Raw genomic sequence first — 16,408 nt, forward strand, 5'->3', positions numbered from 1 at the left:
AAGATCTGCGCGCGGGTCGTCAACGCGTACCACGAATAAACAACCAAAGCGAGCTTGAGGGATCCAGGATTACCGGTGGCGGTCATCTCCCGATAGGGTCCTGTGACGGGCCGCCCGCGCCGCGGCTTATCCGCTTGCGCGGCATCTGCCTCGTAGGCGCTTCGGGAAGTACCCGAAAGTGCAGTTCTCAGGCGCAAACGGGACGCAGGAACGGTGAGGGTCCACAGAGAGCCAATTTCGGCGGATTGGATCCATCGGGACTTAAGCGGATTCATGTCCGCGCTAGCGCGGCGTGATCTCATTGACGGCAGCAATCTGCAGCCCAGCCTCGTTCAGCGCTTCGGTGATCTGCTTGGCCAGCAGCTTGGCTTCTTCGGTTCCGATTTGGACGTCAGGATGTCCCTTGAAGAACGCGCAAACCGTCGTGGCAATGATGGTATTCACCTGGTGCGGATCATCCATTTTCTGCACGCGAAATTGCGAATGACTTCACCGGATCGCCAGTGTGTCAGCCTGCAGGACCGAGACGGTCATCGCAAGCCAAAGAACGAAAGAATGGCCGCGATCACAACGACGAGCCCTATGAGGTAATCAGGCCGTTCATCGCAATTCTCCTTTTCGATTTGATGACTTGGATTTTATTCGAGGGTCGTGGGCGTATCCTTGGCATTACACTGCTGAACGGTCAGCTTCTCGATCTCCACTTCCTTCTCTATGGCCGTTAGAGAGTTGCCGATCTTGTCGACGATCCTGACCAGATCGGTATTGGAGATGCGAAGCCGCTTGCGTACGGACTTGACCTGCACTGCGTTCGCAAGATCGAGCGTTGTGCGGATGGGCCGTGGCGGTCTTGAGGACAGCATGAGTAGATCTCCTGACCGAGGTAAGAGCGACGATGTCTTTTTTGTTCCTATCGTCCGCCGACCGAAGGCCCCCGAACGGAGATGAGTACGGCGAGGCGGCTGGCAGCCGTCGCGGGCACCGCGGAGCCAGCTACGACAGGTTCAGATGGCCGCCCTCACCCGCGCGGCGTAACGCCATGGCCCGCTACCGCGCCGCGAACGGTTTCGAGGGTGGCGCGTTGCAACGCGGCTCGCCTCTCGGCAATGGCATTGCTCAAGAGGTCGAGCACCAGCCCGAATGCCGCCAGCTCCTCTCCCTCGATAGCGCCGTCATCGTAGCACTCCAGCGTTTCAGCGATGATGGCGTCGGCCTCGCGCTGCAGGGCCAGAAGTTCCTGATTGGATTCCACGGTCCGCGCGCTGGACACCATGGCCAGGATTCTCTTGCGATGGCTGGTGTTGTCCTCCCTTTCGTCGCGGTTCAAATAGCGACGCAACCAGGCGCCGGCCGAGCCGATTCCGGAGAGAAGCAGGAGCCCGAACCAGAAGTAATCCCCATACCGGTCGAGGAAGGTGCGTTCATTGCCGTCGATGACGGCCGCCGCTCCCCGATGGACCTGCAGCTCGGTGTCCTTCTCGAGGTCCGGCTTGGTGATGTGCGCAGCGCCGGGGGCCAGCCGCGCAATCGTCTGGCGAACGGCAAAGAGCTGCCGGAAAAAGGCGGCGACCGTCGTTTCGGACAAGGTCTTTCTCGCCACGATGAGATGGCTGACGCTGACTGTCTCAACTTTGTCATCCGGCCAAGCTGGATCCGCATTGAAGACGCTGGGCGGAATCTCCTCGGATTCATAGCGGGGATACTTCAGGGCGATCGCTTCCGATGTCTCGATGGCGAGAAACTTCGGCTCGCCGCGTGCCCGCGCCGTTGCGACGACGGCCTCCGCTGTAATTTTGCTGTCGAGCGGCCCGACCGCCATGAATGCATCGAGGGTGCGATCGCGCGCCAGCTCCTGGATCTGTTCAGTGCCAAAGTGCGTCACCGCGACCTTGTCCGCCTGCACTCCGGCGGCGCTCAGGATGACGCGCAGCAACGCGGCGTTCGCCGGGGTCCGCCCGATCACTCCGACACGGCGCCCCGCGAGATCGGCGACCTCCTTGATTTTCGGCGGGTTCTTTCTTTTCGAACTCTTGCCGGCAAGTCCAGACGGCGCCCACAGCACAACGAAGTTCTTGCGCAAGACAGCGACGGTCTGCGCCGCGGCGGGCATTTCCAGGTCGCCGCGGCCGACGGCAAGGTCCGCCTTGCCGGCCCCAAGCAGGGCGAGAGACTCCATCGCCCCTTCGGTTTTGATCGGAGCCAGCCTGATAGTTCGGCTTTCGCTGCCGAAGGCATCGGCCATCGCCTGAATGACTTTGTAGTCGTCGCTGCCCGGCGGTCCAACGGCGATCCGGAGAACGTCCGGCCGCAACGCATAATAGAGTGCACCCGCTGCGGCGCCAAAAACAAGAAATCCAACGGCGAGGACCAACAGTAAGGAATTGCTCCTTCTCCGCTCTCGGCGGGCCGCGTCACTGGTCGTCTGACTTGGGCTCTCGGACGAGGACATTGCCGCTGCCGCCGCAGATCAAGGCGCCTCCCGCTTGGCAGGATACCACGTTTTCCCGAGCATAACGTCTTGGCGGCCGTCCTGGTTCACAACCGTCCGAGGCCTGAACGCCTGCCAAGCGCGCCGTCGTGACGCCCGGCACCCGGCAAGGGTCATGCTGATTGCCGGCTGCCTGCACCTGGTCTTTCGCGCGGTGATCCAGAGAAGCCACATTCCGGAATGAGGGGGTCCCGCTGCCGCCATTGGCGCCCGCCCCGCGATCATGTACGCCGATCCGAAATCTACTCGGGACGGGACGCCCATGACGACCGCTGCCACGAAAGACGCGGGAGATGGCACCCGCGCCCTGATCTTTGCGCTGCTTGCGCTGGCCTGCGGCCACATGCTCTCGACCTTGTTGCGCACCATTCCGGCCGTCAGCCTCGACCTGATGGCGGCGGATTTCCATATCGAGCCGCAGGCGCTCGCCAGCCTCACCTCGGTCTATCCCTTCGCCTTTGCCGCGGCGCAGATCCCGGTCGGCGCGGCGATGGATCGCTTCGGCGTGCGGCCGGTGGCGCTCAGCCTGCTCGCGGGAACCGTGATCGGCGCCATCGCGTCGGGGTTTGCGACCGGCCCTGCGAGCTTTGCAGTCGGGCAGGTGCTGCTCGGCGTTGCCACCTCGGGCATGCTGATGTGCCCGATGACTCTTGCCGCCAAGCAATTGTCGGCCGGCCGTTTCGGCCTGTGGTCGGGCGCGATCCTCTCGATCGGCAATATCGGCATGCTGCTGTCGTCGAGCCCGCTCGCCTTCGTGGTCGACAATTGGGGCTGGCGCGCCGGGTTCTGGATCTCCGCGGCTGGCGGCGTCGCGGTGGCGCTCGCCGTGTTCGTGCTGGTGCCGCACCAGGCGGCCGAGCACAAGGACGATTCCTCGCCGCTGTCGCAGATGATCGAGGTGCTCCGGCTCGGACTGTCACGGCCCTTGCGCGGCCTGATCGCGTTGGCGCTGGTGTCACTCGCGAGCTCGCTGGTGCTGCGAGGCCTGTGGGGCGGACCGTGGCTGATGCAGGTCAAGGACCTGTCGCGGGTCGAGGCCGGCAACCAGCTCGGCGCGTTCACGCTGGCGATGATCGCCGGCCCTCTCTGCATCGGCATGATCGACCGCAGGCTGGGCCACCGCCGCGCGCTGGTGGCGGCCTCGCATATGGTCGGGGCGCTGCTCCTGGCGCTGATGGCGTTGGGGGCGCCGCATTACGCGGTCTCCGTGCTGTTCGGCCTGCCGATGATGCCGCCACAATACGACCTTGTGCTGTTTGTGCTCATTGGCCTTGCGACCTCCGCGCAGCCGCTGCTGTTCGGCATGTCCCGGCAGCTGGTCGATGCGCAAACCACGGGCAAGGCGCTCGCGGCCGTGAACCTCGCATTCTTTCTCGGCGCGGCCTTGATGCAGTCGGTCACCGGTGCGGTGGCGGCGCTCGCCGGTCTGCCGGCGGTGCTGCTGTTCATGGCTGCCATGCTGGCATTCGGCGTGCTGATCTTCTTGGCTTACACCTCGCCAAGCCCATAAAGCGCGATGAGATCAGAATGAATCGTCATCGCGCTTTAGGTTATTTGTTTGAACATGATCTTTTCGGAAAACCGCTGCACACTTTTCCGGATCATGCTCTAGGATGACGCGCCCCGCCCGCCAAAGGAATCACTCATGCCCGTCGACACCAAGGCCGCCACCGACCGCCTCATGCGCTTCCTCGCCGTCGAGGGCGTGACGGGACAGGAGGCGGCGATCGGGCGAGAGCTCACGGCCGCGCTGAAGGAAAGCGGCGTGCCGGCCAAGACGATCCGGCTCGACGATGCCAACACGCGCATTCCCGTGCCGACCGAGACCGGCAACCTCATCGTCGACCTGCCCGGCCGCGGCGCGCTGCACAACCAGCCGCGCATCATGTTCATGACCCACATGGACACCGTGCCGCTCTGCGCCGGTGCGAAGCCGAAGAAATCGGGGCGCAAGATCGTCAACGCGGCCAAGACCGCGCTTGGCGGCGACAATCGCTGCGGCTGCGGCGTGCTGGTGACGCTGGCCGCGGAGCTCGAAAAGCAGAAGCTCGATCATCCTCCGATCACGCTCTTGTTCTGCGTGCGCGAGGAGAGCGGGCTTTATGGCGCGCGTCACGTCAAGCTCGACGAGCTCGGCTCGCCGGTGATGGCGTTCAACTATGACGGCGGCTCGGCCTCCAATGTCGTCATCGGCGCGGTCGGCGCCGACCGCTGGACCGTCGAGATCTTCGGCCGCGCCTCGCATGCCGGCGTGGCGCCGGAGCGCGGTATTTCCTCGACCATGATCATGGCGCTGGCGCTTGCCGAGGTGAAGGCGGGCGGCTGGTTCGGCAAGGTGGTGAAGGGCAAGCAGCAAGGCACCAGCAATGTCGGTCCCGTCACCGGCGGCGAGGGCCGCCCCGCCGGCGATGCCACCAATGTCGTCACCGACTACGTGCATGTGCGCGGCGAATGCCGCAGCCATGACGGAAAGTTCTTCAAGGAGATCACCAAGGCCTACAAGGCCGCGTTCGAGAAGGCCGCCAAGAAGGTCACCAACGCGCAAGGCAAGTCTGGCAAGGCCAAGTTCAAGGCGCAGACCGACTATTATCCGTTCCGCATGAAGGAGAGCCTGCCCGTGGTCAAACGCGCGATCGCGGCGGTGTCCGCGGTCGGCGGAACTCCGAACATCCGCGCCGCCAATGGCGGCTTGGATGCCAACTGGATGGTCCGCCACGGCATTCCGACCGTGACCTTCGGCGCCGGACAGAACGAGGCGCACACGATCGACGAGTGGATCAATCTCGACGAATATGACCGCGCCTGCGCGCTGGCGGTGCAGCTCGCGACGATGCGGTGAGATAAGCCTGTAGGGTGGGTTAGCGCAGCGTAACCCGCCAACGCCTCTCGCCGCGGATGCAGAAACGGTGGGTTACGCCAGCGGACTGCGCTTCGCGCAGCCGCGTGCTAACCCACCCTACGAAACAAAAAACAGGGAGGCCACATGGCGCGCATCGCAACGACCGAGGCCGGACTCTACCGGATCCCCCTCCCCATCACGCTCTCCGACTCCACCCATGGCGAGATCGCCGCATTCGAGCTGATCACCTGCCGCATCCGCGATGCCGATGGCGCCGAGGGCGTCGGTTACACCTACACCGTCGGGCGCAATGGCGGCGCCGTGGCCGACATCCTCAAGCGCGAGATCCCCGCGCTGATCGAGGCACGCGAGGCCGATGACACCGAAGCGATCTGGCATCACCTCTGGTGGGCGCTGCATTATGGCGGCCGCGGCGGGCCGGTGGTGCTGGCGCTGTCCGCGCTCGACATCGCGCTGTGGGACCTGAAGGCGCGGCGCGCCAAGCTGCCACTGTTCCGCCTGCTCGGCGGTTTTGACGCTGCCGTGCCGTGTTATGCCGGCGGCATCGACCTCGATCTTTCCGTCGATGCGCTGCTCAAGCAGACCGACGGCAATCTCGCCAAGGGATTTCGCGCCATCAAGATGAAGGTCGGCCGGCCCGACCTGAAATCCGACGTCGCCCGCGTCTCCGCGATGCGGCAGCATCTCGGCGATGGTTTTCCGCTGATGGCGGATGCCAACATGAAATGGACGGTCGAGGAGGCCATCCGTGCCGCGCGCGCTTTCGTTCCCTACGACCTCACCTGGCTCGAGGAGCCGATCATTCCCGATGACGTCGCAGGCCACGCACGGATCATGCAGGCCGGTGGCGTGCCGATCGCGGCCGGCGAGAATCTGCGTTCGTTGTGGGAGTTCAAGAACTACATCGCCAGTGGCGCGGTGTCCTATCCCGAGCCCGACGTCACCAATTGCGGCGGCGTGAGTGCGTTCATGAAGATCGCGCGGCTGGCCGAGGCCTTCAACCTGCCGGTTACCAGCCACGGTGCGCACGACATCACCGTGCATCTGCTCGCGGCCTGCCCGAACCGCTCCTATCTGGAGGCGCATGGTTTCGGGCTGGACAAATATATCGAGCATCCGCTGGTGCTGAAGGACGGGCTTGCGCTGGCGCCGGACCGGCCCGGCCACGGCATTGGTTTTGACTGGAAGGGGCTGGCGAAGCTGGCGGGGTAGCCTTGCTGCACGCGAGGCATTCCGAGACGCTGGATGCAGCGCGCGGATATTCGGCTATGGTTTCGGCAACCGACACCCTGCGAGAGTCGCCCACCTTGACACCCGAGCTGCACCAGAAACTGACCGCGTGGCGCCAGCACCTGCATGCGCATCCCGAATTGTCCCTGCAGGAGAAGGCCACCGCCGCCTTCGTGCAGGACCGGCTCACCGAGCTCGGCATTCCCTTCGTCTCAGATATCGGCGGGCACGGCATCGTCGCGACCTTGATGCGCGGGCATGCGCAGAGGCGCGTCGGCCTGCGCGCCGACATGGATGCGTTGCCGATCACCGAGGACACCGGCCTGCCCTACGCCTCAAAAACTCCCGGCGTGATGCATGCCTGCGGCCATGACGGGCACACCGCCTCGCTGCTCGGCGCGGCGGCGCTGCTCGCCGCCGACACCGATTGGAGCGGCACGGTCGATTTCATCTTCCAGCCGGCCGAGGAAGGCTTTGGCGGCTCGCGCGCGATGGTCGCGGCCGGGCTGTTCGACCGCTTTCCGATGGAACGGGTGTTCGGCTTTCACAATTGGCCGGGCCTTGCCGCCGGCACCATCGCGGTCCATGACGGCGTCGTCATGGCCTCCGGCGGGCGCATCACCATCACCATCGAGGGCCATGCCGGGCATGCCGGCATGCCGCACCTGACGCGCGATCCAGTGATGGCGGCCGGCCATTTGATCGTGGCGCTGCAATCGATCGTGGCGCGCGGCGTCGATCCGCTCGACACCGCTGTGCTCTCGCTGTGCACGATCGAAGGCGGCACCGCGCCGAACCAGATCGCCGGACGCGTCACGATCCGCGGCACGCTGCGATACCACCGCGACACGGTCAAGGACACCATCCTCGACGGGATCGAGCGCAGCTGCGCCGGCATTGCGACCAGCTTTGGCGTCAAGGTCACGCCCGAGATCATCTGGGGTGTCGGCGTGGTGATCAACACGCCGGCGGAAGCGGGCCTCGCCCGCATCGCCGCGGAGAAGGTGCAGGCTCCCGTGCGGCGCGACCTCGCGCCCAGCATGGCCGGCGAGGATTTTGCGTTCTACCTCCAGCAGCGGCCGGGCGCCTTCGTCTGGATCGGCAATGGGGACTTGCGCGACGGCGCGGAGCTGCACGGCCCGCGCTATGATTTCAACGACGCGATCCTCCCGGTCGCGTCGAGCTGGATGGCCGAGGTCGCCAAGACGGCGTTGGCGTCGAACTAGGCCTGCTCAGGAAATCTCGCGCGGCAGTTTCCAGTCCGGCAGCGGCTCGCAAACCTCGTCCACCCGCTTGACGTGATAGCCGGCGGGCAAAAGATGGCCGCCCTCCTCGTCCGCGACGGGAACGTCGGTCACCAGTCCCTCGATCAAGGCGGCTTCCCACACCTCTTTCTCGGTCGGAAAGGGACTGCCGATCTGCTTGTTGCCTTCGAACAGCGCGTACATCGGTTCCGGTCCTGCGTTGATCAAGAGCAACGTATCGGCCGCACGGACGTTCCCTTCCGGCAAACGGCAACGGATGGCACGCAAAAGATGGCGCGCGTTCTGATCGGCACCTCCGGCTGGCACTACGCCTCCTGGCGAGGCCCGTTCTTTCCCGAGGGCGTGACGCTGAAGGAGCAGCTGCGCTACTACGCCGGACAGTTCGACACCACCGAGCTGAACGGCGTGTTCTACCGCACGCCGACGCCGGAGGCGGTGAAAGGGTGGCGGGAGCAGACCGGCCGCGATTTCGTCTTCGCCTGGAAGGCGTCGAAATTCATCACGCACTGGAAGCGCCTGTCGGGCCGCTCCGTCAACAGCCTCGAGCTGCTGGAGGATCGCATCTCACGGCTGGGCGGCAAGGCCGGCCCGATCCTGTTCCAGCTCCCGCCGCAATTCGAGGCGGACGCCGACCGCCTCGCCGCCTTCTTCAAGCTGTTGTCGCGGAGGCGGCGCTACAGCTTCGAATTCCGTCATCCGAGCTGGTATCAGCCGCGCATTCTGCGAATGCTGGCCGACGAGAACATCTCGCTGTGCCTGTCCGACCATCACGATGCGCCGGCACCATGGAAGCGCACGGCGGATTTCGTCTATGTGCGCGGACACGGGCCGAGCGGGCGTTATCACGGGCACTATACCAAAGCCACGCTCGCGCAATGGGCGCGGCGGATCAAATCGTGGAAGCGGCAGGGCTGCGACGTCTATGTCTATTTCGACAACGACCAGAAGAGCGCGGCACCGGCCGATGCACGGGCGTTGAAGAAATTGCTGTAGCAGGCGGACGCCGGCTCGCCGCGCATAGCTCGACCTCTTGATTCCAGCCGTTGACGAAGGGAACGGACATCCGCTGACCCCGCGCGTTCCGACCTCGCGGCGCGCCCCTGCGCTTGACGCAAGGCGACTTGAGAGGTCTAATAGTCACTGACAACAATTGTTCGCATTCCGAACATTTTGCTCGGACCAGAGCGGGCTCACAACACCGCGTCCGTCACCAGAGGAAACGCCAACGATGCAAGCCATCCTCAACGGCGAGAGCACGCTCATCATCACGATGATCGTCGCCTATATCGCCTTCACGTCCTGGCTCACGCTGAAACTGCGCAGCCGAACCAGCGAGCAGTTCATGACCGGCGCGCGCGCAATGCCGGCCGTCGTCGTCGGCGTGCTGATGATGTCCGAATTCGTTGGGGCCAAGTCGACCGTCGGCACGGCGCAGGAGGCCTTCCAGTCGGGCATCGCGGCAGGCTGGGCCGTGCTAGGCGCCTCGATCGGCTTCTTGCTGTTCGGGCTGTTGATGGTGAAGAAGCTCTACAATTCCGGCGAGTACACCATCTCGGCCGCGATCGCGCAGAAATACGGCAAGTCGACCATGCTCACGGTATCGGTGATCATGATCTACGCCCTGCTGCTGGTGAATGTCGGCAATTACGTCAGCGGGGCAGCCGCAATCGCCACGGCGCTGCATGTCAGCCTGCCGATCGCGATGTGCGTCATTGCTGTCGTCAGCACCTACTACTACGTGTTCGGCGGGCTGAAGGGCGTCGCCTGGGTGACGATCCTGCACAGCGCCTTCAAGGTCGTCGGCATCCTCATCATCTTTGCGGTGGCGATGTCGCTGACCGGCGGGATTGCGCCGATGCAGGCCAAGCTGCCGGCGCACTATTTCAGCTGGGACGGCAAGATCGGCTTTGCGACCATCTTCGCCTGGACCTTCGGCACGGTCGGCGCGATCTTTTCGACGCAGTTCATTGTCCAGGCGATCTCCTCGACGCCGAGCGCCGACGACGCCCGCAAGGCGACCTTCTATGCCGCCGCGTTCTGCCTGCCGCTCGGCATCCTCCTCGCACTGATCGGTGTCGCCGCGAAATTCCTCTACCCTGACATGAACAGCCTCTACGCCCTGCCGGTGTTCCTCGAGAAGATGCCGCCGCTGGCCTCGGCCTTCGTGACCACCTCGCTCGTCGCCTCGATCTTCGTCAGCGTCTGCACGGTGGCGCTCGCGATCGCCTCGCTCGTGGTGCGCGACTTCTACGTTCCCTACTGGAAGCCGACGCCGGAGCGCGAGCTGAAGATGACCCGCGTGTTCTCGGTGCTGATCGGCATTGTGCCGCTGGTCTTCGTCTTCTTCGTTCCAGAAATCCTCAAGCTGTCGTTCTTCACGCGCGCACTGCGCCTGTCGATCACGATGGTGGCGATGATGGGCTTCTATCTGCCGCTGTTTGCCAGCAACCGCGGCGCCACGGCCGGGCTGATCGGCGCGGCGGTGTCGACCACGGTCTGGTACCTGCTGGGCAACCCGTTCGGCATCGACAACATGTACGTCGCCGCCGTGACGCCGCTGGTCGTGATGGCGATCGAGCGCCTGGTGCTGGGCCGCTCGCCCACCGCCCCGGCGACACAACCAAACGCTTTGATGGAAAGGACCTCGACATGATCATCGATACCGAGATCGTGATCGCCGACATGGAGATCGTCGCCGATGGCGTCGTCCGCCCGGTTGCCGATGATCCCGAGCGGTTCGACGCCTTCATTCCCTCGCCTTGCGTGCAGAACCACGCCGCCAATCTCATGCCGCTCGCGGACGGCGATCTGGCTTGCGTCTGGTTCGGCGGCACGCAGGAGGGCATGTCGGATATCTCCATCTACTTTTCACGCCTACCCCGTGGCGCGATGCGGTGGTCGCCGGCTGAAAAGCTCTCCGATGACAAGGGACGTTCGGAGCAGAACCCGGTGCTGTTTTCCGCTCCCGACGGCACGCTGTGGCTGATGTGGACGGCTCAGCTCGCCGGAAACCAGGACACCGCGCTGATCCGCCGCCGTCTCTCGCGTGACAACGGCAAGAGCTGGGGCCCGATCGAGACGCTGTTCCCGGAGCAGCGCGGCCGCGGCACCTTCATCCGCCAGCCGGTCGTCGTGCTCGACAATGGCGACTGGCTGCTGCCAGTGTTCTATTGCCACAGCACGCCGGGCCGGAAATGGAACGGCGACGAGGACACCAGCGCGGTGAAGATCTCGTCCGATGCCGGCGCGACCTGGCGAGACGTCGACGTCCCCGGCAGCCGCGGCTGCGTGCATATGTGCATCGCGCGCCTCGACGACGGCTCGCTGCTCGCGCTGTATCGCAGCCGCTGGGCCGACAACATCTATCAGAGCAGATCCGCGGATCACGGCCGCACCTGGTCGGCGCCGGTTGCGACCGCGCTTGCCAACAACAACTCATCTATCCAGTTTACGCGGCTCGTGAACGGCCATCTCGCACTCGTGTTCAACGACTCGAGCGCCAAAGATGCGACCGACCGCCGCCTCTCGCTGTATGACGAGATCGAGGACGACCTGCCGCCGGTTCTTGCCGGTGACGGTAGCAAGGTCGACGGCCGCACCGCGTTCTGGGGCGCGCCGCGGGCACCGATGACGCTGGCGGTCTCGGCCGACGGTGGACGGAGCTGGACCAGGCGCAACGTCGAGACCGGCGACGGCTATTGCATGACCAACAATTCGCGCGAGCAAAGCAATCGCGAGCTATCCTACCCTTCCGTCAAAGAGACCGCCGACGGCGCGCTCCACATGGCGTTCACCTTCCACCGCCGCGCCATCAAATATGTGCGCGTGACCGAGCCATGGGTGATGAGCGGCGCCCGGGACTGAGATCGTGGACAAGCGGCCTCACGCCCTCGTCACCGGCGCCAGTTCGGGGATTGGCGCTGCGATCGTCGAGCGGCTGCTGCGCGACGGCTGGCGCGTCACCGGGATCAGCCGGCGGGCCGGACCGTTCGAGCATCCGGCCTTCGATCATGTGTCGCTCGACCTTGCCGACGTCGAGGCCATCGCGGACGCCGTCGCGGGCATCGCGCCGACCGCGCTGGTTCATGCCGCCGGCATGCTGAGGGTCGGCCGCCTCGGGTCGCTCGACCACGAGGAGGGAGCGGCGATGTGGCGGCTGCATGTCGACGCCGCCGAGCGCCTCGCCAACGCGCTGGTACCGCGCCTGGCGAAAGGAGGGCGCATCGTCTTCATCGGCAGCCGCACCGCATCGGGTGCGTCCGGCCGCGGACAATATGCCGCGACGAAGGCGGCGCTGGTGGCGCTCGCGCGGTCCTGGGCAATCGAGCTCGCACCTCGCGGTATCACCGTCAATGTCGTTGCGCCGGCTGCGACCGAGACGCCGATGTTGAAGGATCCCTCGCGCGCCGATGTTGCGCCAAAACTGCCGCCAATCGGCCGTTACATCCGCCCCGAGGAAGTTGCCGGCGCAGTCGCCTTCCTGCTCTCGGCGGAAGCCGCCGCCATCACCGGACAGCAGCTGGTCATCTGCGGCGGCAGCTCGCTTTGAATGCTCCGCCATCCCGGAGCTTGCAGCATGATAGCTAGATGATGCCGCCCTGCCGGAGCGCCGCGATCGCGGCCTCGTCGTAGCCGAGCTCAGCCAGGACGAGAGCGGTGTGCTCGCCAAGGGTCGGCGGGCGCGTTGCGATGTCGCCCGGCGTCTCCGACAGACGGACGGCGGCGCGGGCGACCGGCGCCGGTTTCGGCAGGCCGGGATAATCGACGTCCTGCATGAAGCCGGCGGCACGGATGTGCGGATGGTCCAGCGCCTGTTGCGGGCTGAGGACAGGTCCGGTCGGAATCATCGCTCGTCCCAGCATGTCGACGGCCTCCTGCGTGGTGCGCTCGGCGCACCAGCGCGCCATCCGCTCGCTGATGATGGGGCCGTTGTTGCCGCGGCTGATGTCGTCGGCAAAGCGCGGATCGTTCAGCCACTGCTCTTCCTCGCCCATCAGCCTCGCCCAACGCTTGAACAGCGGATGACCGGTGACCTGGCACAGCACCCAGCCGTCTTGGGTGCGGTAGATGTCGGCTGGAGCCGCGGTCTGGCCGAGATTGCCTGTCGGCACGCGGTTGACTGATATGACCGCCTGCTCGATCAGCGTGGCATTGGTGAAGGACAAGGCGGTTGCGAGCAGCGCGCCCTCGACGATCTGCCCGCGCCCGGATTTGCCGCGCTCGATCAGCGCGGCGAGCGTTCCGAACGCGCAGTGCAGCGCCGTGCCGAAATCGACCCAGTTCACCGCGGCCCGATACGGCGGATCGCCCGCGCCCGTCATGTACACCGAGCCCGACATGACCTGCCCGACGCCGTCGAAGCCGACGCGGTCGGACCAGGGCCCCGGCCCGCCAAACGCGGTGGCCGTGGTCAGGATGATGTCGGGCTTGACCGCCTTCAAAGATTCGTAATCGAGCTTCATCGCGCGCAGGGTCTGCGGCGGCAGATTGGCGACGACCACGTCGGCGGTGGCAACCAGGCGGCGCATCACCTCCTGCCCCTCCACCTTCATCGGATCGAGCGTGATGCACTTCTTGTTGCGATTGACCTGGAGGAACAGCGCGCCTTCGCCATCCTCGCCCACCGGCGCCACGAAGCGGTCCTCGCTGCCGTCGCGCTTTTCCACGCGAATGACCTCGGCGCCGAATTCGGCCAACAATGTCGCGCAATAGGGACCTGCGATATAACGCCCGAAATCGAGAACGCGGACGCCTTCGAGAACTCCTCCCATCGATCCCTTCCCCAATGTTTTCGTCAGATTACAGGGACTGCCCGCCACAGCAAGGCGGCAATGGACATGATGCCCAGCCCGCAAGATGTGAACGGCGACCAGTTTCGGCGGACGGAAATTCTGCTCTAGTATTGCCCCTAGATCCCCCAGCCAGAAGCACACATCCATGCCACAGCCATTCGATCGATCAGCCGAAGATCTCGGGAATGCGATCCATTTCGAGCACGTCAACGTCCAGGTCCCGGATCAGCGCCTGGCGACCCGGTTCTACGTCACGGGCCTCGGGCTGACCCGCGATCCCTATCTGATGGTGACCAACATGTGGATCAATGCCGGGCGAAGCCAGTTTCATTTGCCGAGCGGCAGGCCGCAGGTGCTGCGCGGCCATATCGGGCTGGTCATCGCGGGCCGCGAGGCGCTGCTGGCGCGGCTCGCATCGGTCGCAAAGAAGCTCGAGGGCACGGCCTTCGCATTCGCCGAGCGCAACGACCATGTCGAGGCGACCTGCCCGTGGGGCAACCGCCTGCGCTGCTACGAGCCAGACGCTGCGCGCTTCGGGCGCATCGCGCTCGGCATTCCCTATGTCGAGTTCGACGTGCCGGTGGGCTGCGCAGCCGGCATCTGCGCGTTCTATCCTGAAGTCATGGGCATGCCCGCCGACTTGCGGAACGGCGACGGCAAGGTTGCCGCGGTGAAGACGGGCCGCGACCAGCATCTGCTGTTCCGCGAGACCGATCGTCCGAACAGCGACTATGACGGCCACCATGTCCAGATGTACATCACCGACTTCTCCGGCCCGTACCGCAAGCTGCTGGCGCGCGGCCTGATCTCCCGCGAGGACAATCAATACCAGTACCGGTTCTGCGACATCGTCGACCTCGACAGCGGCAAGCACCTCTTCATTGTCGAGCACGAGGTGCGCAGCGCCACCCATCCGATGTTCATGCGCCCGATGGTCAATCGCAATCCGGCGATCAACAACCGGAATTATGCGTACGGGCACGACGAGGCGGCCTGGGCAATGGGGCCGGACCAGTATGAGGGATAGGGATAGGGAGCGCTGGCTGAACGTTTGAGCATGATCCCCGCGCAAACGCGTTCGGCGTTTGTCGCGAGGAAAACCGCTGCACACTTTGCGCTAACGCGGCCCTTCGGGTCCGGATCATGCTCTAGCGTCAGTCGGCAGGATCAAATCCGACAGCATCCAATGAGGGCCGGCCGATCAAATCAGTTGGCACTCACGATTGGAAATTTCCGACGCGCCGCCTGGCGTTATAGGCCACCTCGCCCTTCCCAATAGGTGGGCATCCCATAATAGCGGTGAGTTCGCGTTTCCCAGTCTCGATCCTGCCAGGAGTCATCGCTGAACTCAGGCGCATCCTTCAGCTGTTGCTCGGTGATGTTGGTCCGAAAACCGTCAAGCGACGTATCATATGTCAGAGCGCCCCAGGGAATGGGGTAGTGGCTATGACCCAAGCCAACAAATCCGCCGAAGCTCATGACCGCATAAGCCACGCGGCCTGACACCTTGTCGATGATGAGGTGATCAATCTCACCGATATTCTTTCCACCTGCACCGTACACCTCGGTTCCCTGAACATCTTCGCTCGAGATGCATTGATGATTCGGATGTGCTGTTGCGCGGGCCATGACTTTGTCTCCTTCACAAGGGGTTTTGTCGGCCTAACTCGGCCGCTCCGAGGGCGTTCCTGTCTTGGGAGAACATGTCGCAGCGCCGATCACCAACCTGTCGTCGCTGACACCGACTGTAACAACCCAGCCCTGGTCGCTCCGAGGAGGCACGCACATCTGGCGACAAGAGCCCGTGCGACAGGCCGACAAAGAAGCTACGAAAGGACGCCCAACGAGGACGGTGCAGGCACCCTCCACGTCGCGGGCTTTGTCGGTCTGCCACGACACTTTCGAGCGACAGCGCGCATCGCGCTGAGACCCGGACGGCCGGTCGCGCTCCGATGCGACTTCACTGCGTGACGAGGCCGCGCCAGACCCGGCAGCTCCCCAGCCAGGCTGATTTCGGGAGTGGTCTCAGGCTGAGCGGGAGATCTGGCTGGGGCGGGAAGGATCGAACCTCCGAATGGCGGAATCAAAATCAGTTTGATTATTCAGTGATTTTAATGCGCATTTGGAAGAAACGTCAAAAATGCGCTCTAGCTATTTCAATAGCTTACTCGTCATTTCCAAATAAGACGCAGCCCGCAGATGCGCGTTTTCGTTCAGGTCATCGCTCGGTCCCGGAACAGCGTTTCGATCAGCGGGCACTCTGGTTGAGTGCCGTCCGCGCATCGCGCGACCACGTCCTTGAGCACACGCTCCATGCGCCTCAGGTCTGCGATCTTCGCCCTTATGTCGTCGAGGTGTGCGGCAGCGATCGCGCGCACATCAGTGCAAGGCTGGTCGCGCTCATCGACGAGGTGTAATAGCTCACGGATTTCGTGAAGCGAGAAGCCGAGTTCGCGCGCCCGCAAAATGAAGCGAATACGCCGTTCGTGCGTCGCGTCGTAACTCCGATAGCCGCCCGGCGTACGCGGCAGTTCGGGCAGAAGACCTACCTTCTCGTAATAACGCACCGTCTCCAGGTTGCAGCCCGTCCGCTGGGCGAGCTCGGCCCGCTGCATGCTCTTCACCCCGGTGTGACCGCGCATTGGAGAATCTCCTTGACCCTGTAGTCGCTACAGACCTGATGCTACGATACGGCTGAAAATCCAGCAAGGAGAGAGACAAGACGTGACCGTCTGGCGAGCTGGGACAACAAGAATCGCGCCTGCATCCCGCG

Annotated in this window: 16 protein-coding genes; 9 read left to right on the top strand and 7 right to left on the bottom strand. The window is 64.4% G+C overall.

What is annotated here, in order from left to right; translation table 11 throughout:
• Positions 1-282: 282 nt before the first annotated feature.
• From AAE027_RS02195 to AAE027_RS02205, 3 genes are all read right to left on the bottom strand, one after another.
• Positions 283-462, bottom strand: coding sequence for a hypothetical protein (locus AAE027_RS02195; RefSeq protein WP_091893701.1), 180 nt, complete (start codon positions 460-462; stop codon positions 283-285).
• 176 nt (positions 463-638) lie between these two features.
• Positions 639-863, bottom strand: coding sequence for a hypothetical protein (locus AAE027_RS02200; protein WP_370984990.1), 225 nt, complete (start codon positions 861-863; stop codon positions 639-641).
• A 155-nt stretch (positions 864-1,018) separates the two neighbouring features.
• Positions 1,019-2,449, bottom strand: a complete 1,431-nt coding sequence (locus AAE027_RS02205) for a TAXI family TRAP transporter solute-binding subunit (protein WP_370984989.1) — start codon at positions 2,447-2,449, stop codon at positions 1,019-1,021.
• A 301-nt stretch (positions 2,450-2,750) separates the two neighbouring features.
• Here AAE027_RS02205 and AAE027_RS02210 point away from each other — a divergent pair, with 301 nt between their 5' ends.
• The 4 genes from AAE027_RS02210 (at position 2,751) to AAE027_RS02225 (ending at position 7,804) form a co-directional block, all read left to right on the top strand.
• Positions 2,751-3,998 (top strand): MFS transporter, encoded by a 1,248-nt coding sequence (locus tag AAE027_RS02210; protein ID WP_370984988.1) that lies wholly within the window; start codon positions 2,751-2,753, stop codon positions 3,996-3,998.
• 135 nt (positions 3,999-4,133) lie between these two features.
• Positions 4,134-5,327: a M20/M25/M40 family metallo-hydrolase gene (locus AAE027_RS02215; protein ID WP_370984987.1), complete on the top strand. Its 1,194-nt coding sequence runs from the start codon at positions 4,134-4,136 to the stop codon at positions 5,325-5,327.
• Between the two features lie 144 nt (positions 5,328-5,471).
• Positions 5,472-6,560 (top strand): mandelate racemase/muconate lactonizing enzyme family protein, encoded by a 1,089-nt coding sequence (locus AAE027_RS02220; RefSeq protein WP_370984986.1) that lies wholly within the window; start codon positions 5,472-5,474, stop codon positions 6,558-6,560.
• Between the two features lie 95 nt (positions 6,561-6,655).
• Positions 6,656-7,804: an amidohydrolase gene (locus AAE027_RS02225; protein WP_370985462.1), complete on the top strand. Its 1,149-nt coding sequence runs from the start codon at positions 6,656-6,658 to the stop codon at positions 7,802-7,804.
• Between the two features lie 6 nt (positions 7,805-7,810).
• Here the strand turns inward: AAE027_RS02225 and AAE027_RS02230 are convergent, their stop codons facing one another.
• Entirely contained in the window at positions 7,811-8,026 is a 216-nt protein-coding gene (locus tag AAE027_RS02230) for a hypothetical protein (RefSeq protein WP_370984985.1), read from the bottom strand.
• An 87-nt stretch (positions 8,027-8,113) separates the two neighbouring features.
• Here AAE027_RS02230 and AAE027_RS02235 point away from each other — a divergent pair, with 87 nt between their 5' ends.
• The 4 genes from AAE027_RS02235 to AAE027_RS02250 all read left to right on the top strand — a co-directional run bounded on the left by AAE027_RS02235 (position 8,114) and on the right by AAE027_RS02250 (position 12,392).
• Entirely contained in the window at positions 8,114-8,836 is a 723-nt protein-coding gene (locus tag AAE027_RS02235; RefSeq protein ID WP_370984984.1) for a DUF72 domain-containing protein, read from the top strand.
• 235 nt (positions 8,837-9,071) lie between these two features.
• Complete coding sequence (locus AAE027_RS02240; protein WP_370984983.1) at positions 9,072-10,496, top strand: sodium:solute symporter family protein; 1,425 nt, start codon at positions 9,072-9,074, stop codon at positions 10,494-10,496.
• On the top strand, positions 10,493-11,707 hold the full coding sequence (locus tag AAE027_RS02245) for a sialidase family protein (RefSeq protein ID WP_370984982.1): 1,215 nt from the start codon (positions 10,493-10,495) through the stop codon (positions 11,705-11,707). The genes AAE027_RS02240 and AAE027_RS02245 overlap by 4 nt, the downstream gene beginning before the upstream one ends.
• Positions 11,708-11,711: 4 nt before the next feature.
• Positions 11,712-12,392 (top strand): SDR family NAD(P)-dependent oxidoreductase, encoded by a 681-nt coding sequence (locus AAE027_RS02250; protein WP_370984981.1) that lies wholly within the window; start codon positions 11,712-11,714, stop codon positions 12,390-12,392.
• 34 nt (positions 12,393-12,426) lie between these two features.
• On the opposite strand, the gene AAE027_RS02255 is transcribed toward AAE027_RS02250, so the two are convergent.
• Positions 12,427-13,614 carry a CaiB/BaiF CoA transferase family protein gene (locus tag AAE027_RS02255; protein ID WP_370984980.1) on the bottom strand — a complete coding sequence of 396 codons (1,188 nt, stop codon included), beginning with the start codon at positions 13,612-13,614 and terminating at the stop codon, positions 12,427-12,429.
• 166 nt (positions 13,615-13,780) lie between these two features.
• Here AAE027_RS02255 and AAE027_RS02260 point away from each other — a divergent pair, with 166 nt between their 5' ends.
• Positions 13,781-14,662, top strand: a complete 882-nt coding sequence (locus AAE027_RS02260) for a VOC family protein (protein ID WP_370984979.1) — start codon at positions 13,781-13,783, stop codon at positions 14,660-14,662.
• Positions 14,663-14,886: 224 nt separating this feature from the next.
• Here AAE027_RS02260 and AAE027_RS02265 read toward each other — a convergent pair whose 3' ends face one another.
• Both AAE027_RS02265 and AAE027_RS02270 read right to left on the bottom strand, forming a co-directional pair.
• Positions 14,887-15,264: a PRC-barrel domain-containing protein gene (locus tag AAE027_RS02265; RefSeq protein ID WP_091893675.1), complete on the bottom strand. Its 378-nt coding sequence runs from the start codon at positions 15,262-15,264 to the stop codon at positions 14,887-14,889.
• 584 nt (positions 15,265-15,848) lie between these two features.
• Positions 15,849-16,277 carry a MerR family transcriptional regulator gene (locus AAE027_RS02270; protein WP_091893673.1) on the bottom strand — a complete coding sequence of 143 codons (429 nt, stop codon included), beginning with the start codon at positions 16,275-16,277 and terminating at the stop codon, positions 15,849-15,851.
• Between the last annotated feature and the right edge of the window lie 131 nt (positions 16,278-16,408).

Source organism: Bradyrhizobium sp. DN3 (genome assembly GCF_041357655.1).
Classification (GTDB): Bacteria; Pseudomonadota; Alphaproteobacteria; order Rhizobiales; family Xanthobacteraceae; genus Bradyrhizobium.